The following is a 15,359-nucleotide window of genomic DNA, read 5'->3' on the forward strand; positions in this document are numbered from 1 at the left end:
GGCGCTTAAGGCCGCGCTTCTTCTTGCTGCTCCTGATGCGAGCGCGCCGAATCCGGCTGCAGGTCCATCAAATACCGGACGAGCTTCTCCGGCCGGATCTCCGCCTGGAAAGCGCGCGCCGCTTGTTTGGACTGCTCGGCGATCCGCTCATAATGCGCGCGGTCTTCCGTCAGCTTCGCCAGCGCGGCTGCCCATGGATCCATGTTCTGTTCCGGAATGACCGGAATCGGAATAAGCCGTTCGTCCACTCGGGTCTCGTAGGACGCGATCGGCTTCACCGGGATCAGATAATCCACTCCGAGCTTCGCCTCCGACGTTCCGCCGACATCGCTCGCGATCACGGGAATGCCCCGGAGCATCGCGTCGACGATGACCGCCCCGAACGCTTCGCCCCACAAGGACGGCACGATCAGAATTTTGGTCGCCTTCAGGATGTCGTCGATGTCGTCGGCTCTGGGAAGCAGCGTCATGTTCGGCAGCGCCGTCAAGGCCTCGAGATCGTCGCGCGTCGTAGCCCAGGTCGGCACGGCGGCGAAGGGAAGACCCGGGAACCGCTTGGCCAATTCGAGGAAGATCGGCAAGCCCTTAATGTTCGACGGGTTAATCATGGTCACGTACCCGTCGTCAAAGTTGCGATAGTCGTTGAACGGTCCCCATCCGTGTACCGGGAAAGGAAAGACGATCGACTCCAAATCGCTCCACCGCCGCAAATACGCCTGCACGTATGCGCTCGTGGCGATGATGCCGGCGGTCTGCCTCAGCAGCTCCATGTGGGCGGGATCAGGCGAATAACATTCCGGCCCGAACGGGAGCGCGACTTGGCTGTGCGCGATTTCGACCACTTTGCCGGGAGCGGCGAGCAGGGCGCTCTCCAACACGGCGGGCACGCGGTCCTCGGTCGCCAGCACCCAGTCCGGCCGGAACGCTTCCATGCGGTCGCGGACCAATTCGCGCAGGACGCCGGCGTCCTTAATCGCATGGATCTCGACGCCAGCCGACCGGTAAACCTCGTAGGCGTCGTCGGAGCGGACATGAACCACTTCTCCGCTTGCGAGCTTGCTCGCGAACAGCGCCTCGTCGCTCAACCCGTTATCGTTCGGAGTTGCCGTGATGACGAGGCATTCATGACCGATGCGCGTCAAACCTTCCATTAAATTGCGGTTCGCCTTGCAGGCGCCGCTGTACGAGATAAAGTAACCAAGCGCCTGAATGAGCGCAATCTTCATGCGATTCCTCCATTGCCGACCGCCATGCGGTAATCCGTCTCCATCCGTTCCATCAAGTGGCATACCTCCAGCGCCAAACCGTGACATAGCAGGGAATGGCTGTCTTCGATCACTTGCATGTTATCGCTGAACGTGACGATCGGGTAATCCGTCATCCGGCTGACCGCGCCCCCTTGGAACCCGCTCAGCGAAGCGGTCGCGGCGCCGGCTTGGGCGGCATAGTCCAACGCTTTCACGACATTGCCCGAATTTCCGCTGGCCGAGATGGCGATGACTAAATCCCGGGTCTCCAGGAAAGGAATAAGCTGATGGATGAAAATATCTTCGTAATGCGAATCGTTCGCCCACGCGGTCATAATGGCCGCATTGTCGGTAAGGGAGACGGCTTTGACCCGTTGTCTGCCGCCCGAGATCGTTAATTTGCTAAGGTCGCAGGCGAAGTGGGATGCCGTAGAAGCGCTCCCCCCGTTCCCCATGATGTAAATCGCGCCCCGACGCTGCCAGACGCGCACGATTTCGTTCGCAAGCCGATGCACGTTCTCGGCATTGACGGAGCCAAGCGAGTTCGAGACCGAGTCGAAATAGCCTTCAATAAAGTATTTCACTTTACACCCTCCTCTTCGGATCATGCGTTTGTCCTTGTCCGGGTAATGTATTCGACCGCTTCAAGCACCGTCTCGCAATAATAGCTGGCCGCTTGCAGCCTCCTCGCCTCCTCTTCCTGCGATCGGCCTAGACCGCTTCTCACCAAGATCCCTTGCACATTCGCCGCTTGGGCCGCCAGCATATCCGTCAAGGCATCGCCGACGAAATAGCTGGCTTGCAAATCGATTCCGTGCTCCTTGGCGGCTTGCAGCAGCATGCCCGGCCGCGGTTTCCTGCACGCACAGCCGTTCTCTGGCGCGTGCGGGCAAACATAGACGCCGCTCACGCAGGCCGCTTGAACCCGCAGCTCGCGCAGCATCCGATCATGGATGCCGTCAATGGCCGCTTGGCTCGCGATGTCTCTGGCAATGCAAGCCTGATTGGTCACGACGAAGACCTTCCAGCCCCGTCTATTCAGCAGCGTGATCGCCGCAATGGCACCGGGCAGCCATTGGAATTGATTCCATGCGGTCACGTAGCCGCCGGCAATATTCTCGTTGATGACGCCGTCCCGATCCAGGAACACGGCTGACTCGCGCGCGGCGCTCACTCCGGACATGCCACGATTCGCGTACCTTGCGAATCGAGCCGAACCTCCAGCGCTTGAAGCCCGATCTCCCTCCGCAGCGCTTCATGATACTGCTCATCCGCGCACAGCAGCAGAAAGCCGCCTCCCCCGGCGCCGGCGACTTTACCGCCCGAAGCCCCGTTCCTTATGGCTTTTTGGTACCACTCGTCAATGATCGGATTCGTAATTCCGTCGGCTAACCGTTTCTTCAACTCCCAGCCTTCATGCAAGATGGCCCCGAGCCCGTCGCCGCGGCCGCCCTCCTCCAAATCACGTTTTAATAGGGAACATTGCTCCTTGATCTTCATCAAATAGTCCGCATTCTTAGCAGAATGGTCCGCCTGTTTGCGGAGGATCGCCGATGCCGACCGGGTCATGCCCGTATAAAAAAGCAGCAGCTTGCCTTGCAGGACGGCCAACTGCTCGTCCGTCATCCGAATAAGCTCCTCCTCTACTTGCCCATCTTGATGAAACCTATAGTGCCTCACCCCCCCCTAATGCCGCGGCGTATTGATCCTGCTTGCCGATCGGCGCCCGGAGTACCTCGATCTCGATCTCGCAGGCTTGTTCGGCCAGCATGCGCTGGCTTACTTCACGCCCCTGGTACCGATGGCAAGCATGCAATAAGCCGACCATCAACGCGCTCGACGAACCTAACCCGGTGCCCGCCGACGGAATATCCGAGAGAATCGCGATGTCGATGCCCGCTTGAATGCCGGTGGCTTCCAGCGCCGATCGGACGAGATCGTGACGAATGTCGCTTACGTGCTCGACCTCCTCCGCCGCCGTCCCCGTGATCCGTATTTTGCGGTCGAACCTTCTGTTGAGAATCACATACACGTACTGCTTAATCGCGGCGTTGACGACCGCCCCGCCATGGATGGCGTAAAAGCTTCGAATATCCGTTCCGCCTCCGGCGAAACTGATGCGCAGCGGCGTTTTGCTAATCAACATGGGACCTCTATCCGCTCCTCTACTCGGCCAATTGGGCAAGCTCGGCTTGCATGCTGCTTAATACCTCTCGCTCGCTGTCCGCCATCGCCAGAAGCGCGCCCGCCGCATGATCAAGCACCCGTACGTTCCCCGAAACACGGTACTTGATGGCGATATTCCGCAGCTTCTGAGATTGCGTCTCAATCTCCTTCAGCCTCTCCAGATACCTCGCCGCATTCGCGTAAACGCCGGTCTCGCCGAGATACTGCATGCGCATGAACATGATTTTTTTGTGCTCGGATAACAAATGGAAGGACCGTACATCGCACGACACGTCGGCTCTGCACTGTACGAGCTCGATATGTCTGACCAACATTCCGTAAATGCTCATGCCGAAATGATCGGGGGAAGCATTCTCGAAAGCCGTGTACTTCTTGGATGTGTTCCTTGCCAGCAAGTAGTCCTCCAACACATCCGCGATGTTGCCGATATCCGCGGCATACGGACGTTTGGCGTGAAAGACGGACCGGGCGTTGAAGCGCAGCAGTTCAATGCCGCTCAAGTGGTTGTTCAGGTCGGTGCTGGCCGCATGCTCGTAATCGATCCGGCCGTCGTTCCGCTCATCCACGCTGGCGTAGGCTTGTTCAAACTCCGCGAACGGCACCTCCCGGAATTCATATTTCCCTCCTGCAAAGAAATCGGCTGCGTAGAATATCTCGAGGCGCGTGTCGTAACCGAAAATAAAAATCTCGTGGAACCGGTGAAATTGGCGGTAATAGTAGGAGTAGGCCCGGATGTAATAACTGTTCACCGTCGCTTGGAAATATAATCCGTCGTCGATGCAATCCCGCACGAAGGCTACAATAGACGGAAACCATCGGGCGGCCGAATCCCGGGTCAGATGCTGAACGTCCAGAACGGGACACACCCGCTGAATATTATCCGGATAAATCAAGAGATCCAGGGCGTACGGCTTGCGACTGCATTTCAGCTGAATGTGGTTGCTATAAAACCAGGGATAAAACTCGTCCTGCATCGAGAGCATGGCGATGATGTTGGTGGGTTGGGGGTATGTCGTGACAAAGGGGTAGTTAATGGGCAGTCTTCGTTCTGCCATGACCAGCCTCCTAACACGGGAAGATGGGCGCTCGCGCGCATAATTACTGAATATTCGGTAAATTCAACTGGCAGATGAATATAGCCGTGGCGTCAGCCGCGCGCCAGTCGACGAGAGCCGCCAAACGTCCATGTTCGGGGCTCCTCGTCATGTCGGTGCCGTTGTTTCGGCGCATCCGGCCTCTATCCTTTGACGGCGCCGGCACTAAGTCCGCCGACGATATACTTCTGGAAGAAGAGGAAGAGCACGGCCGGCGGCAGCAGCGTCATCGACAGAATCGCGAACCGCACGTTCCAATTGATCGTGGAGCCGGCATAGATGATTTTCGTATAGATGGCCGCGGCGAGCGGCTGCTTATCCTCCTGCATGACCAAGCTGGACCAATAGAAGTCGTTCCAGGTCGTGGAGAAGCCGAGCAGCGTAATCGTAATGAGAATCGGCACGGACAGCGGCAGCGCGATCGTCAGGAAGCAGCGCAGCTCGGAAGCGCCGTCGATCCGGGCCGCCTCCAGCATTTCCTTATGAATGCCGTCGAAGAAGTTTTTGAGCAGCATGAGATAGAACGCGTTGGCGCCCGCCGGCAGCCAGAACGCCCAGTATTGGTTGAGCAGCCCCAGATCCTTCAGGTTCAAGAAGTTCGGAATCAAGTACGACGCTGCGGGAATGAGCAGGGTGCACATGAAATACAACGTCACCGCTTTTTTGAACGGCACCTGCATATGCGACAAACTATAGGCCGCCAAGCCGAGGACCGTCATCGAGAAGACGGTGTTGCCGACGAAGATCAGCACGGTATTCTTGAAATACAGCAGGAGGTCCAAGTACGCGAACGACTCCTTATAGTTGCTCCACTGCCACTCGCTCGGGAAGAACGGCGCGGGGAATTCGAAGAATTCTTCCGTCGACTTGAGCGAGTTCAACACCGTATTGACGAACGGATAGAGCATCGACAACGAGACGAGCGCGATCGCCAGCACGACCAAGCCGTAGATCAGCTTGACGACCGGATTGCGAAAATCATAGCGGGACATAATCGCCCGCTCCTGATTGGTCTTCATGCTTCGTCGCCTCCTTTTCTGAGTTTCATCGTGAGCAGCGAGAAGGCGACCAGGAACACGAACATCAATACGCCCATCGCGCTCGCTTTGCCAAAGTTGAAGAAGGTGAACGCTTCCCGCGTCGTCAGCAGCAGATACGTTAACGTGCCGTTATCCGGCCCCCCGCCGAACATGAGGAGCTGGGACTGAAACGCTTGCGAGGTGGAGATCAGCTGAAGGACGAGCAGCAGCAGAATGAGATTTTTGATGCCCGGCAGGGTCACGTACCGGATCCGTCCCCACACGCCCGCGCCGTCCAACTCCGCCGCTTCGTACGTATCCTTCGGAATGGCCGACAGCCCGGCAATATAGATCAATGTTGCGCTCCCGAAATTTTGCCAGGTTTCCAAGATCACGAGAGAGAACATAGCGTGTTCTTTGCTGTAGAAATCAAAGCTCGGCAATCCCACGAAATTCAGAAAGGAATTGATCGGTCCGATCGGATCGTAAAACCATTGCCACATGCCATAAAGCACAATGGCCGGGATAATGCTGGGCAAATACCCGATGATGCGGGCCGGCCCCTGGAACCACTTCAGCTCCGAGACCCCGATCGCCATCGCGATCGGCACCCAGAAGCCGACGACGAGCGCCAATCCCATGTAATACAGCGTGTTTTTGATCGCCGTGTAGAAGTCGGGATTGCCGAGCACCTCTTTATAATTTTGCAGTCCGATGAACGTGTTGCCGTTGACGAAATCGACCTGATAGAAGCTGTACCCGATCCCTTTGGCGATCGGAACCCATAGAAATAAGAGAAAAATCAAAACCGCCGGCAGAAGGAATAAACTTCCCCACACATATTTTTTCGCTCGCCTGCTCAGGCTCGCGTGAGCGAGTGGCGCTGTCGCTTTCGCCGGTGCCTGTGCTTGAACTTGCGTCGCCATAAACCTCCTCATCCCTTTCCGCCGCATTCGCCCGTTCGGGCACTATAAAGGGGGAGGCCCTCGCATGATGCCGCTCGGTCCCCCCGTTGTTCCGGTACTATTGCACTTGAACCTTATCGAAGTTTTCCTTCTGCACCTTCGCCGCCGCGTCGTCCAGCAGCTTTTGCAGATCCAGGTCGCCTTTGCTGATCAATACTTTCTGAATGACGTTCGCCATCTCGGCGTAGTAGGCTTGCGTCTCGTACGTCGCTTCCGGCTTCGATTCCATCAGCTTGAGCAGTTCCGGGGAATACTTATAGACATTGTCGTGCTTGTCCAGAACCGCTTGGTATTGCTTGCCGTATTCGGAATCGTCGTTCCAGTAGTTGATCAATTGCGGCACGTACACTTGTTTTTTGGATTTTTGGTCCACGATCTGCTGTTCGATCGCGTCCAGGTAATCTTGCGTGAAGTATTCATCGACCACGAAATCGAACGCGGCTTTCTGCTGCGCTTTGTCGGCCAGACCGTTGATGACCTTGTAGTTGCCGCCGGCCACGCCGATGTGCTTGCCGCCCTTGGTCACGGAAGGAATCGGATAGATCAGGACGTCGTCCTTGTCGATGCCCCCCTGATTGATCGCGCCGTCCAGCGCGTTGCCGCTGCCGCACATGACCATCGCGCCGCGTCCTTGGTTGAACATCGACAGCGCGTCGCCGTAACCGAGCGCCCACTGCTTCGGAATGACATTGGCGACCTTCAGATCGTTGTAGAACTGAAGCGCTTTCAATCCGGCTTCGCTATTGAACGCCGCCGTTACCTTGCCATCGGCCACCGTTTGAATGTCGCCGCCCGCCGTATAGAGGAAGTTCGTCCAGTTCCAGCCGGCCTCCGTGCCTTTGCCCATCGGGATGAAGCCCGCGATGCCTTTCGCCGGATCGTTCACGGCTTTGGCCGCCGCAATGAACTCTTCCATCGTCCAATCCATCGGCGGGAGCGGCACGCCTTTATCCTCGAAAATCTTCTTGTTCACCGTAATCGTCATGCCGTATGCATCGATCGGAATGCCGTACGTCTTGCCTTCGATGACGTAAGGTTTGGTAGCGAACGCGTTCAAGTCCTTCGCGTACGGCCAAGTCGCCATGTAATCGGTCAGATCGGCAATCCACTTCTTGTCGGTCAGCAGCTTGCCTTCCGTGGCCCACGTCGTAAACTCGGTTTGCGCGCTATTCGACGCCATTTTGATCGCGATTTCCGAGTTTTCGTATTTCCAGTACTTCGGCGTGATCGAGACGTTCGGGTTCTTCTCCGTGAACCGTTTGATTCGGGCATCCAGCGCCGCGTTCTCCGCCGTTTTGTCCGGCGGGTAGGCATAGGCGACGATGCTCACCTTCTCCGCGCTCGGTTCTTCGTTCCCCGCTCCGTTGGACGCGCCGGCGGCATTCTCCGTCTTCGCATTCGCGTTCGCGGTCGTATTCGCCTCGGTATTTTCGGTGTTCGTCTTGCTGGCGCATCCGGTCATAAGCACGAACAAGGCCAAGCTGCCGAACAACAACATGCGTTTGTTTTTACCTGTAGGATTCATGTCTAACCCCTCGCATTTCCCTATATTTGCTTGCACCTTTATTGTAGGATAGGTCGGCACTCCCCTTCGAGGTGCGATATAACGGGCGTGAGGTGTAAACTTACGTTTTTCGAATGCAGCGCGCAGCGCCGCGAATAGACGGCCACAGCCGGTTCACCTGGAGTCGGTCGGATTGACGCCAAAATATTTCTTGAACAGCTTCCCGAAGTGCTCCGGCGAGTCGTACCCGACATAGTCCGACACCTCGTATCGCCGCATGTCCGTCGTCCTCAGCAGTGTCCTGGCTTCTTCCATCCGAAGCTGCGTCACGTAATCCCACAGGTTGCAGCCCAGCGATTTCTTGAACAAGTAGCTCAAATAATTGGGCGTCACGTAGACGGACGACGCGATCTCCTGCAGCTTGAGCCCTTTCCGGCGGTAATGGGTTTCGATATATTGTTTGGCCTGCAGAATGACGGCATTGTTGTCTTGGATCGCGGGCGGGTCGGCCTCATCCGTCTCCCCGCCCGCGCGTTGCTTCGCAAGCCGTTCCGCTTCCTCGACGGCAAACACGGTCTGCCCCGGATGCGCATCGCTCCAGCTTAACGCCTCATGCGCCTCCCGCGAGAGCTCCGGCCAGCTCGCGATGCCTTTCTTGACGCGGCTCAGTCCGATCGCGCTGTCCATATTGAGATATTGGAGCAGATTCCGGTGCACGAGTTGGGCCATCCTCATGCGCTCCCGGAGACTGTCCAAGCCGCTTGGCGCTTCCACATCCTCGTGGAGCACGACGGCAAGGTGCTGATTGCTGCAGGCGAATACGAGCGGCGCCCAGCCGGCCAATGTTTCCTCTACGACATTCCTTGCCGCGTAACGCAGCAGATTGCGGTCTCGCAGCGACGCGGCCTTCCCCTGAAAGCCGGAGCCGGCGATACGAAGCTTCATGACAAGCATGGCGAAAAAAGGACCGCGCATGCTCCGGCCCCAATGCTCGAGTATGGCTTCCACTTCCAACTCCCGCATCCCTTCGGTTAATAACTCGGTCATGACCTGGTCATAGTTCGCGGGCAGCGCCTCCAGCGAGTATTTCTGCCGGAAGGCCGCTTCCGACCGGTCCCGCAGCTGCTGATCCCGCTCCTGGATCAACCGGCGGGTAATCCCAACGAGCTCGCTTGGCACCACCGGCTTGATAATGTATTCTTTGACGCCCAGCCGCAGCGCTTTCTGCGCGTAATCGAACTCCCCGTGCGCCGACAGCACGATGACGGGAATTGCGATCTGTTCCGCGAATATCGTCTCGATCAGTTCGAGACCCGACATGCGATCCATCTGAATATCCGTAATGAGCATATCGATTCGTTCCAGACGGATGTAATCCAGCGCTTCATACCCATTGTGCGCGATATAGATGTCGCCCAGCTCCAAGTCGGCGCCTCGCAGCGCCATCGCTACGCCCTCGCCGATCATCGGCTCATCGTCCACGACCAATATGTTGTGCATCGCTACCTCCTGTTATCGTCCGCCGCGACGGTTTTTCCCACCAGGGGCATTACAATAACAGCCTGCGTGCCGCCGGCTTGCAGCTCCTTGTAGGACAGTCCGTATTCCTCGCCGAAATGAAGCCGGATGCGCCGGTGCACGTTCAAGATCCCGTATCCTCCATGCGGCAGCTTGCCTTCCAGAATCGCATGGAGCTTCGCGAGATCCACGGCTTGATAGCCGTTGTCCGCGATCGCGATATGCAAGGCCTCCCCTTGCGCGCGCAGCGAGATGCTTAATCTTCCGTCGCTGCCCATTTTGCGAATGCCATGCATGATCGCGTTCTCCACCAACGGCTGCAGAATGACCTTCGGAATCAAGACGGACTTCGCCTCCTCCTCGACGTCCCAGCTGACGACGAACGCGTAATTATACCGTTTCAGCTGCAGGCGAATATACGCTTCGACATGCTTGATCTCCTCCTGGACCGGGATCAGCTTCTCCCCCCGGCTAAGGCCGATGCGCATGAGCAGCGACAAATCGCGGACCATCTCCGCCGATTCGCGGCCGCCCTCCAGCATGATCCGCCAATGGATCGATTCCAAGGTGTTGTAGAGCAGATGCGGATTAATCTGGGAATGCAGCAGGGCGAGCTCCGATTCCTTATGCTTCAGCTCCAGGACGTACTTGTCGTGAACGGTCTGATTGAGTCTCTTGGTCATCTCGATAAAAGACTGATTGAGCATCCCAATCTCGTCATTGCGCTCCAGCAGCATTTCATTGCCCAGCGTCCTTCCCGGCTCGAACGAACGCGTCAGCCGCGTCAATCGCGACAACGGGCTTAGAATATGACGGATCAAGTACAAGCTGGCGAGCAGCAAAATAAAGAAGTAGACGATCATCAGCATATTGAACAGCTGCCGGATGCCTTCGTGCTCGCCGACGATGGATTGACGCGGGATTTTGAAGAGCAGCTTCGTCTCGCTGTCCGCGCTGGTATGGAAGGCGTACATCCAGGAATCCCGCCCGTTCCGCTCCAAGACGACGCCATCCTCGAGGCTCTTCACGGAATCCGGCACGGGCAGGCGATCGCCGACTGCGAGATTCGCGGCGTTATCGGCCAGGATGATATTGGATTTGTCGAGGAGCACGATCTGACCGCCGCTCGGGATGCGCAGCGATTGGATATTTTTCTGCAGCAGGAGGTTCAAGCCCGTGATCACGAGCACGCTCGCGGGACGGTCCTTCTCGTGGCTGCTCGTCATGCCTCGCACGTAGGCGGCCGTCTTCTCGCTGCTCGCGTTATCGCCCGGCTTGACCAGAATGCGAATTATGCCCGAGCCCCGCTCGTTCACCGCATCCTGGAACCAGCCGCCCGGCAAGGTGTCGCACGAGAAGAAGACCCCGTTCGGCTTCACGTCCGAGGCCGGCGCGAACGTATACCGCATGGCAAGATCAGGGATGCAGACGGAGTAATTGATGGCGTTGGGCGAGGAATAGCTCGTGAGGAGCTGGTCCAGCGCCAGATATTCTTTGAGGCGGTCGTAATCCGTGCTCAGGGGAGCGTCCAACAAACGTCTGATCTCCGGCGAGATCAGCAGCTTCTCCGACGTGCCGTCCACCGAGGCGATCACTTCGTCCAACGTGAGATGACTCGTCTTCACCAGTTGGAACAGCGTGTCGCCCATTTGTTTCTCCGTGATCGAGGTTACCTTGACGGATACCAGCCAATAGGCCACTAGAATAGGCAGCACGATCAAGGAAATAAAAAACAGGACGAATTGATGCTTCAGTTTCAGCTTGTACAGACGATGCATCATCGGGCCCGCCCCCAGCGCAGATGTAGTCGAAGCTAGAGCTATTGGCCCATTATAGCTCGATCAAATTACGAACGTTATGGGTTTTATTACGAAGATGAGGTCATATCCTACGAACCTGCCGAGAGGAACCTAAACGAAATAACGCCTTGACCGACGAACGGCCAAGGCGTTGGTTTATATCTAATTTCCGGGCAGCTGGATGCCGCGCCAGCCGCTTACCTCGCATTGGCCATAATCATTATCGCCTACGGCTACCACCGTGCCGTCCGATCTCAGCCCCACGGTATGGACACAACCCGCCGCGATGGCCACAATGCCGCTCCAGCTGTTCACCTCGCATTGGGCGTGCGCATTCCAACCCGCAGCCATCACCGTACCGTCCGACCGAAGTCCGATCGTATGACTGCTTCCCGCCGCGATCGCCACCATCTCGCTCCAGCTGCTTACCTCGCCTTGGCCATGTTTATTCGAACCCGCAGCCGCCACCATGCCATCCGCTTGAAGACCGACGGTATGAAGGTAACCAGCGTCGACCGCCACCATATTGCGCCAGCCGCTTACCTCGCATTGGCGATACCGATTATTCCCCGTCGCCGTCACCGTGCCATCCGATTTCAGACCGATGGTATGCCAGTCGCCCGCGGCGACCGCCACCAGATCCCGCCAGCGGGTTACGCTGCATTCCCCATCATGATTTCGGCCCACTGCGATCACCGTGCCGTCCGATTGCAGCCCGACAGTATGACGCCACCCCGCCGCGACGGCTGCGAGATCGCGCCAGTCGTTTACCTCGCATTGGCCATACGTATTCCACCCCGCGGCCGCCGCGGTACGATCAGCTTTAAGACCGAGCGTATGCACATTGCCCGTGTTCGTCGCCATATGCACATTGCCGGCCGCAACCGCCACCATATCGCGCCAGCCGCTTACTTCGCATTGGCCGCATTTGTTATCCCCTACAGCCGTCACCGTGCCGTCGGCTTTCAACCCAACGGTATGGCGGCGGCCCGCCGCTATAGTCGCATTAGGCCGCCGTTTCATCTGTAGGATCGCTGCTGCCGGGGAAAAGTCATCCATGTTGAACCTCCTTCACATGCATCCTTCGCATTCCCCTCCACCTTCATCGTCTCCACAGCATGTCCGAGCCTTACCCGCACGTGCGCATGAATGTTGTGCGTAGATCCATCGCGCCGATTCACGATGGTTTTGCTCCTCTAGCCAAACCCCATTAATTCGCCACGACTTTCCGACCGTTCAGCTCCTGTACGGGCCGATGATCGTCCGGGAAAATGGCTCGGAATGCCTTGATTTGTTCGGCCGACATTTCGATCGGCTGCTGGAATACGAACCATTTGACCCCTTCCGAGCATGGCGGCGTCGTCAACGAGCCCTCGAATTGGTACGTGCTTTTGTCCGTCGGCAATAAGGCGGTTAAGTCGATCGTCTTGTCCAGGGCCACGTCTGTCTTCGTCTCTTCCTTTGGCAGCTTGGACCAAAGCTCGGCCAATGGCTTGTTCTCTTGACCCTCTTTAATGAGGAAACCGAGCACGGCGAGTTTGCCATCCGCGCTCTTGTGGACCAGATGGCCTTCCATCGGGAAATGCTGACCGTCAATCTGATTTTCGCTAGGCGTATGGAAGTGGAATTGAGCGAGCTTGTATGCGATGCCGTCGACCGTGATCGAATTCGTGCCGGAAGCTTCGTTGGCTTGAATCGTATGGCCGTTATTCATGACCGTTACGGCGGTCGGATGGTAATGAATCGTCAGCGCCGCAGCCGACTGATCCTTGGTTACGTTCGACGTGACGATATTAATGGGGGATTGTTCGACTCCGGTCTTGCACGCGGCATAGGCATCCTCCAGCGCATACCATTGATCCGGACCGCTCTCGCCCTCGTAGGACCAGTGCGAAGCCGTTAGGGCTGGCGCTGCCGGCTTGCCGGTGGACGGCGTCGTGCTGGCGCTTGCCGCACCGGTCGTAACGATGACCGAATTCGTGTCCGCATCCCATACGACCTTCGCGCCCAACGCTTCGGCCAAACTCCGGGCCGGCACCAGTACCTTGCCATCTACGACCGTTGCTAGCGAATTCGTCGAGATTTCTTCGCCGTTCACGACAAGCTTCGTAAGGGAAGGAAGCGCGTACGACGTTCCTGAAACAAACAGCGCGCCGATCGCGAGTCCGCCTACAAAGCTTTTAACCCCGAATTTCTTCATTCTCCTACTCTCCCGCCTTCCATCATAACCGCATGGCAAAATTAATATAGCGATGAATATTTTAGATCTAAAATTTTAACGAGTTCTATTCTAGCACGCTGATTCTGGATGAACAATCATGCTATATTCGTAGATTTCTACGGATAAGAGATGGGGCCGAGGCGGGAGGAATTACCAGGAACTTGCTCTAGGAGGAAGGACAATCGACCTAAGATAAAAAGCACAAATAGCCTTGGCCGATGAACGGCCAAGGCTATTGGCAAACTAGCGAATCGGTTGCGATCGCGAATCGCGACGATCAGTGACCCGCCATCATCGCCGGGTCCGGCCGTTCCCCTTCGGCGAGCCCGCCCTCTTCCCGCCGCTTCGGCTTGCGCAGCAGGAGCGACAGGGCGACGCCCGCGGTCACGATGCACGCGGACAGGAAGAACGTGTCGCCGTACCCCGCGACGACGGCGCTCAGCGGGTTCGCGCCCGCTGCCGCGCTTGCGGCATGGGAAGCGATGCGCGAGGTGAGATAACCCGTCAAGCCCGCGGCCGCGAACGAGACGACGACTTGCTGCGCGGCCGTCGTCAGCGGCGTGACCCGGCTCACCAGCGCGCGAGGCGCCGAATTCAGCACATGCGTGTTGAGCGGCATCATCGCGAAGCCCATTCCCAGACCCATGACGCAGATGCACGGGATGATGACCCACAGCGACGTATCCACCGAGATGCCGGACAGGACGAACAAGGCGATGGAGATGACGGTCAGACCGCCGAATGCGAGCGGACGCGCGCCGATCTTATCGAACAGCCTGCCGCTGATCGGCATGCCGATGCCCGAGCAGATCGCCTGCGGCATGAGAATCCAGCCCGTCTCGAGCGCGGAGTAGCCCATAACGCTCTGCAAGTACAGCGGCACGATCAGCATGGCGCCGAACAGCGCCAGCTGCACGACCCACGTCAGGAGGATGCCTCGCGTAAAGTCGGACGACCGGAATACGCGAAGCTCCAGCAGCGGCTGCTTCTGCCGCAGCTCCACGAAGATGAACAGGAGAAGCGCGAGGCCGCCGACGGTCAAGCCCGTGATCGTGGACGTCTGGGACCAGCTCGTGCCCCCTTCGCTTACGCCGTACGCCAGCATGGCGAAGGCGACCGGCGCGAGGCACATGCCGATGACGTCCAGATGCGGGGCGGCCTGACGCTCTGCCTTAGGTGGAAATTTGGCCCCCAGCAGCAAGGCAATGATGCCGATCGGCAGGTTGATGATGAAGATCCAGTGCCAGCTGACGGAATCGACCAGCCAGCCGGACAGCACGGGCCCGAACGCCGGCGCCATCAGCATCGGGATGCCGAGCATCCCCATGATGGAGCCGCGGCGCTCCGGCGGCGCAAGCTTGAACACCATCGCCATCCCGATCGGGGCCATCATGCCGCCGCCCAAGCCTTGAATGACGCGGAACAGGATCAGCTGCTCCGGCGTCCGGGCGATGCCGCACAGCATAGACCCGATCGTGAACAAGGCGATCGTAATGAGGAATATTCGCTTGGCGCCGAAGCGGTCGGTCATCCAACCTGCAAGCGGGATGACGGCGGATAACGCCAGCGTGTAGCCGGTGACCGTCCATTGAATCGTCTTCAGATCCGTATCGAAATAGTCCACGAGCTTCGGAATGGCGTTATTGACGACGGTGCTGTCCAGAATAACCATGATCATGCCGACGATGATCGCCAGGAGCGGCGGCAGAATGGCTTTCAGCGAGAATTCATCCCCGCCGCTTGCGGCCGGTTTGGTTTGCGAAGGATTTGACAAAATTTCCCTGCTTTCTGCTCATGAGAGCGCA

General features: G+C 57.8%; 14 protein-coding genes. All 14 read right to left on the reverse strand.

The genetic code is table 11. The features are described from left to right. Window positions 1-5: 5 nt before the first annotated feature. Complete coding sequence (locus ACFSKT_RS24265; protein ID WP_377721073.1) at window positions 6-1,226, reverse strand: glycosyltransferase family 4 protein; 1,221 nt, start codon at window positions 1,224-1,226, stop codon at window positions 6-8. Continuing rightward, window positions 1,223-1,831: a D-sedoheptulose-7-phosphate isomerase gene (locus ACFSKT_RS24270; protein ID WP_377721072.1), complete on the reverse strand. Its 609-nt coding sequence runs from the start codon at window positions 1,829-1,831 to the stop codon at window positions 1,223-1,225. The genes ACFSKT_RS24265 and ACFSKT_RS24270 overlap by 4 nt, the downstream gene beginning before the upstream one ends. A 20-nt stretch (window positions 1,832-1,851) precedes the next feature. Continuing rightward, on the reverse strand, window positions 1,852-2,430 hold the full coding sequence (locus tag ACFSKT_RS24275) for a D-glycero-alpha-D-manno-heptose-1,7-bisphosphate 7-phosphatase (protein ID WP_377721071.1): 579 nt from the start codon (window positions 2,428-2,430) through the stop codon (window positions 1,852-1,854). Continuing rightward, window positions 2,418-2,873, reverse strand: a complete 456-nt coding sequence (locus ACFSKT_RS24280; RefSeq protein WP_377776360.1) for a hypothetical protein — start codon at window positions 2,871-2,873, stop codon at window positions 2,418-2,420. Before ACFSKT_RS24280 ends, ACFSKT_RS24275 begins: the two co-directional genes overlap by 13 nt. Before the next feature lie 40 nt (window positions 2,874-2,913). Further along, window positions 2,914-3,393 carry a GHMP family kinase ATP-binding protein gene (locus ACFSKT_RS24285; RefSeq protein WP_377776361.1) on the reverse strand — a complete coding sequence of 160 codons (480 nt, stop codon included), beginning with the start codon at window positions 3,391-3,393 and terminating at the stop codon, window positions 2,914-2,916. A 19-nt stretch (window positions 3,394-3,412) separates the two neighbouring features. Further along, entirely contained in the window at window positions 3,413-4,489 is a 1,077-nt protein-coding gene (locus ACFSKT_RS24290) for a hypothetical protein (RefSeq protein WP_377721069.1), read from the reverse strand. A gap of 182 nt (window positions 4,490-4,671) precedes the next feature. Beyond that, complete coding sequence (locus ACFSKT_RS24295; RefSeq protein ID WP_377721068.1) at window positions 4,672-5,547, reverse strand: carbohydrate ABC transporter permease; 876 nt, start codon at window positions 5,545-5,547, stop codon at window positions 4,672-4,674. Beyond that, the gene (locus ACFSKT_RS24300; protein WP_377721067.1) at window positions 5,544-6,473 is read right to left on the reverse strand and encodes a carbohydrate ABC transporter permease; all 930 of its coding nucleotides are present in this window, start codon (window positions 6,471-6,473) and stop codon (window positions 5,544-5,546) included. The genes ACFSKT_RS24295 and ACFSKT_RS24300 overlap by 4 nt, the downstream gene beginning before the upstream one ends. Before the next feature lie 97 nt (window positions 6,474-6,570). Further along, window positions 6,571-8,037 (reverse strand): ABC transporter substrate-binding protein, encoded by a 1,467-nt coding sequence (locus ACFSKT_RS24305; RefSeq protein WP_377721066.1) that lies wholly within the window; start codon window positions 8,035-8,037, stop codon window positions 6,571-6,573. Between the two features lie 153 nt (window positions 8,038-8,190). After that, window positions 8,191-9,516, reverse strand: coding sequence for a response regulator transcription factor (locus ACFSKT_RS24310; protein ID WP_377721065.1), 1,326 nt, complete (start codon window positions 9,514-9,516; stop codon window positions 8,191-8,193). A gap of 2 nt (window positions 9,517-9,518) precedes the next feature. Further along, window positions 9,519-11,315 (reverse strand): cache domain-containing sensor histidine kinase, encoded by a 1,797-nt coding sequence (locus ACFSKT_RS24315; protein ID WP_377721064.1) that lies wholly within the window; start codon window positions 11,313-11,315, stop codon window positions 9,519-9,521. A gap of 180 nt (window positions 11,316-11,495) precedes the next feature. Next, entirely contained in the window at window positions 11,496-12,392 is an 897-nt protein-coding gene (locus ACFSKT_RS24320) for an RCC1 domain-containing protein (protein WP_377721063.1), read from the reverse strand. A 151-nt stretch (window positions 12,393-12,543) separates the two neighbouring features. Continuing rightward, entirely contained in the window at window positions 12,544-13,533 is a 990-nt protein-coding gene (locus ACFSKT_RS24325; protein WP_377721062.1) for a carbonic anhydrase family protein, read from the reverse strand. Window positions 13,534-13,831: 298 nt separating this feature from the next. Next, a complete protein-coding gene (locus ACFSKT_RS24330; RefSeq protein WP_377721061.1) occupies window positions 13,832-15,328 on the reverse strand; it encodes an MDR family MFS transporter in 1,497 nt (498 codons plus the stop codon). Window positions 15,329-15,359 lie beyond the last annotated feature (31 nt).

It is taken from the genome of Paenibacillus xanthanilyticus, from assembly GCF_042682185.1.
In the GTDB taxonomy this organism is placed as follows: Bacteria; Bacillota; Bacilli; order Paenibacillales; family Paenibacillaceae; genus Paenibacillus_Z; species Paenibacillus_Z xanthanilyticus.

Coding starts and splice junctions, on each gene's coding strand:
- ACFSKT_RS24265 (WP_377721073.1), bottom strand. CDS start 1,226: ATGAAGATTGCGCTCATTCAGGCGCTTGGTTACTTTATCTCGTACAGC.
- ACFSKT_RS24275 (WP_377721071.1), bottom strand. CDS start 2,430: ATGTCCGGAGTGAGCGCCGCGCGCGAGTCAGCCGTGTTCCTGGATCGG.
- ACFSKT_RS24280 (WP_377776360.1), bottom strand. CDS start 2,873: ATGACGGACGAGCAGTTGGCCGTCCTGCAAGGCAAGCTGCTGCTTTTT.
- ACFSKT_RS24285 (WP_377776361.1), bottom strand. CDS start 3,393: ATGTTGATTAGCAAAACGCCGCTGCGCATCAGTTTCGCCGGAGGCGGA.
- ACFSKT_RS24290 (WP_377721069.1), bottom strand. CDS start 4,489: ATGGCAGAACGAAGACTGCCCATTAACTACCCCTTTGTCACGACATAC.
- ACFSKT_RS24295 (WP_377721068.1), bottom strand. CDS start 5,547: ATGAAGACCAATCAGGAGCGGGCGATTATGTCCCGCTATGATTTTCGC.
- ACFSKT_RS24300 (WP_377721067.1), bottom strand. CDS start 6,473: ATGGCGACGCAAGTTCAAGCACAGGCACCGGCGAAAGCGACAGCGCCA.
- ACFSKT_RS24305 (WP_377721066.1), bottom strand. CDS start 8,037: ATGAATCCTACAGGTAAAAACAAACGCATGTTGTTGTTCGGCAGCTTG.
- ACFSKT_RS24310 (WP_377721065.1), bottom strand. CDS start 9,516: ATGCACAACATATTGGTCGTGGACGATGAGCCGATGATCGGCGAGGGC.
- ACFSKT_RS24315 (WP_377721064.1), bottom strand. CDS start 11,315: ATGATGCATCGTCTGTACAAGCTGAAACTGAAGCATCAATTCGTCCTG.
- ACFSKT_RS24320 (WP_377721063.1), bottom strand. CDS start 12,392: ATGGATGACTTTTCCCCGGCAGCAGCGATCCTACAGATGAAACGGCGG.
- ACFSKT_RS24325 (WP_377721062.1), bottom strand. CDS start 13,533: ATGAAGAAATTCGGGGTTAAAAGCTTTGTAGGCGGACTCGCGATCGGC.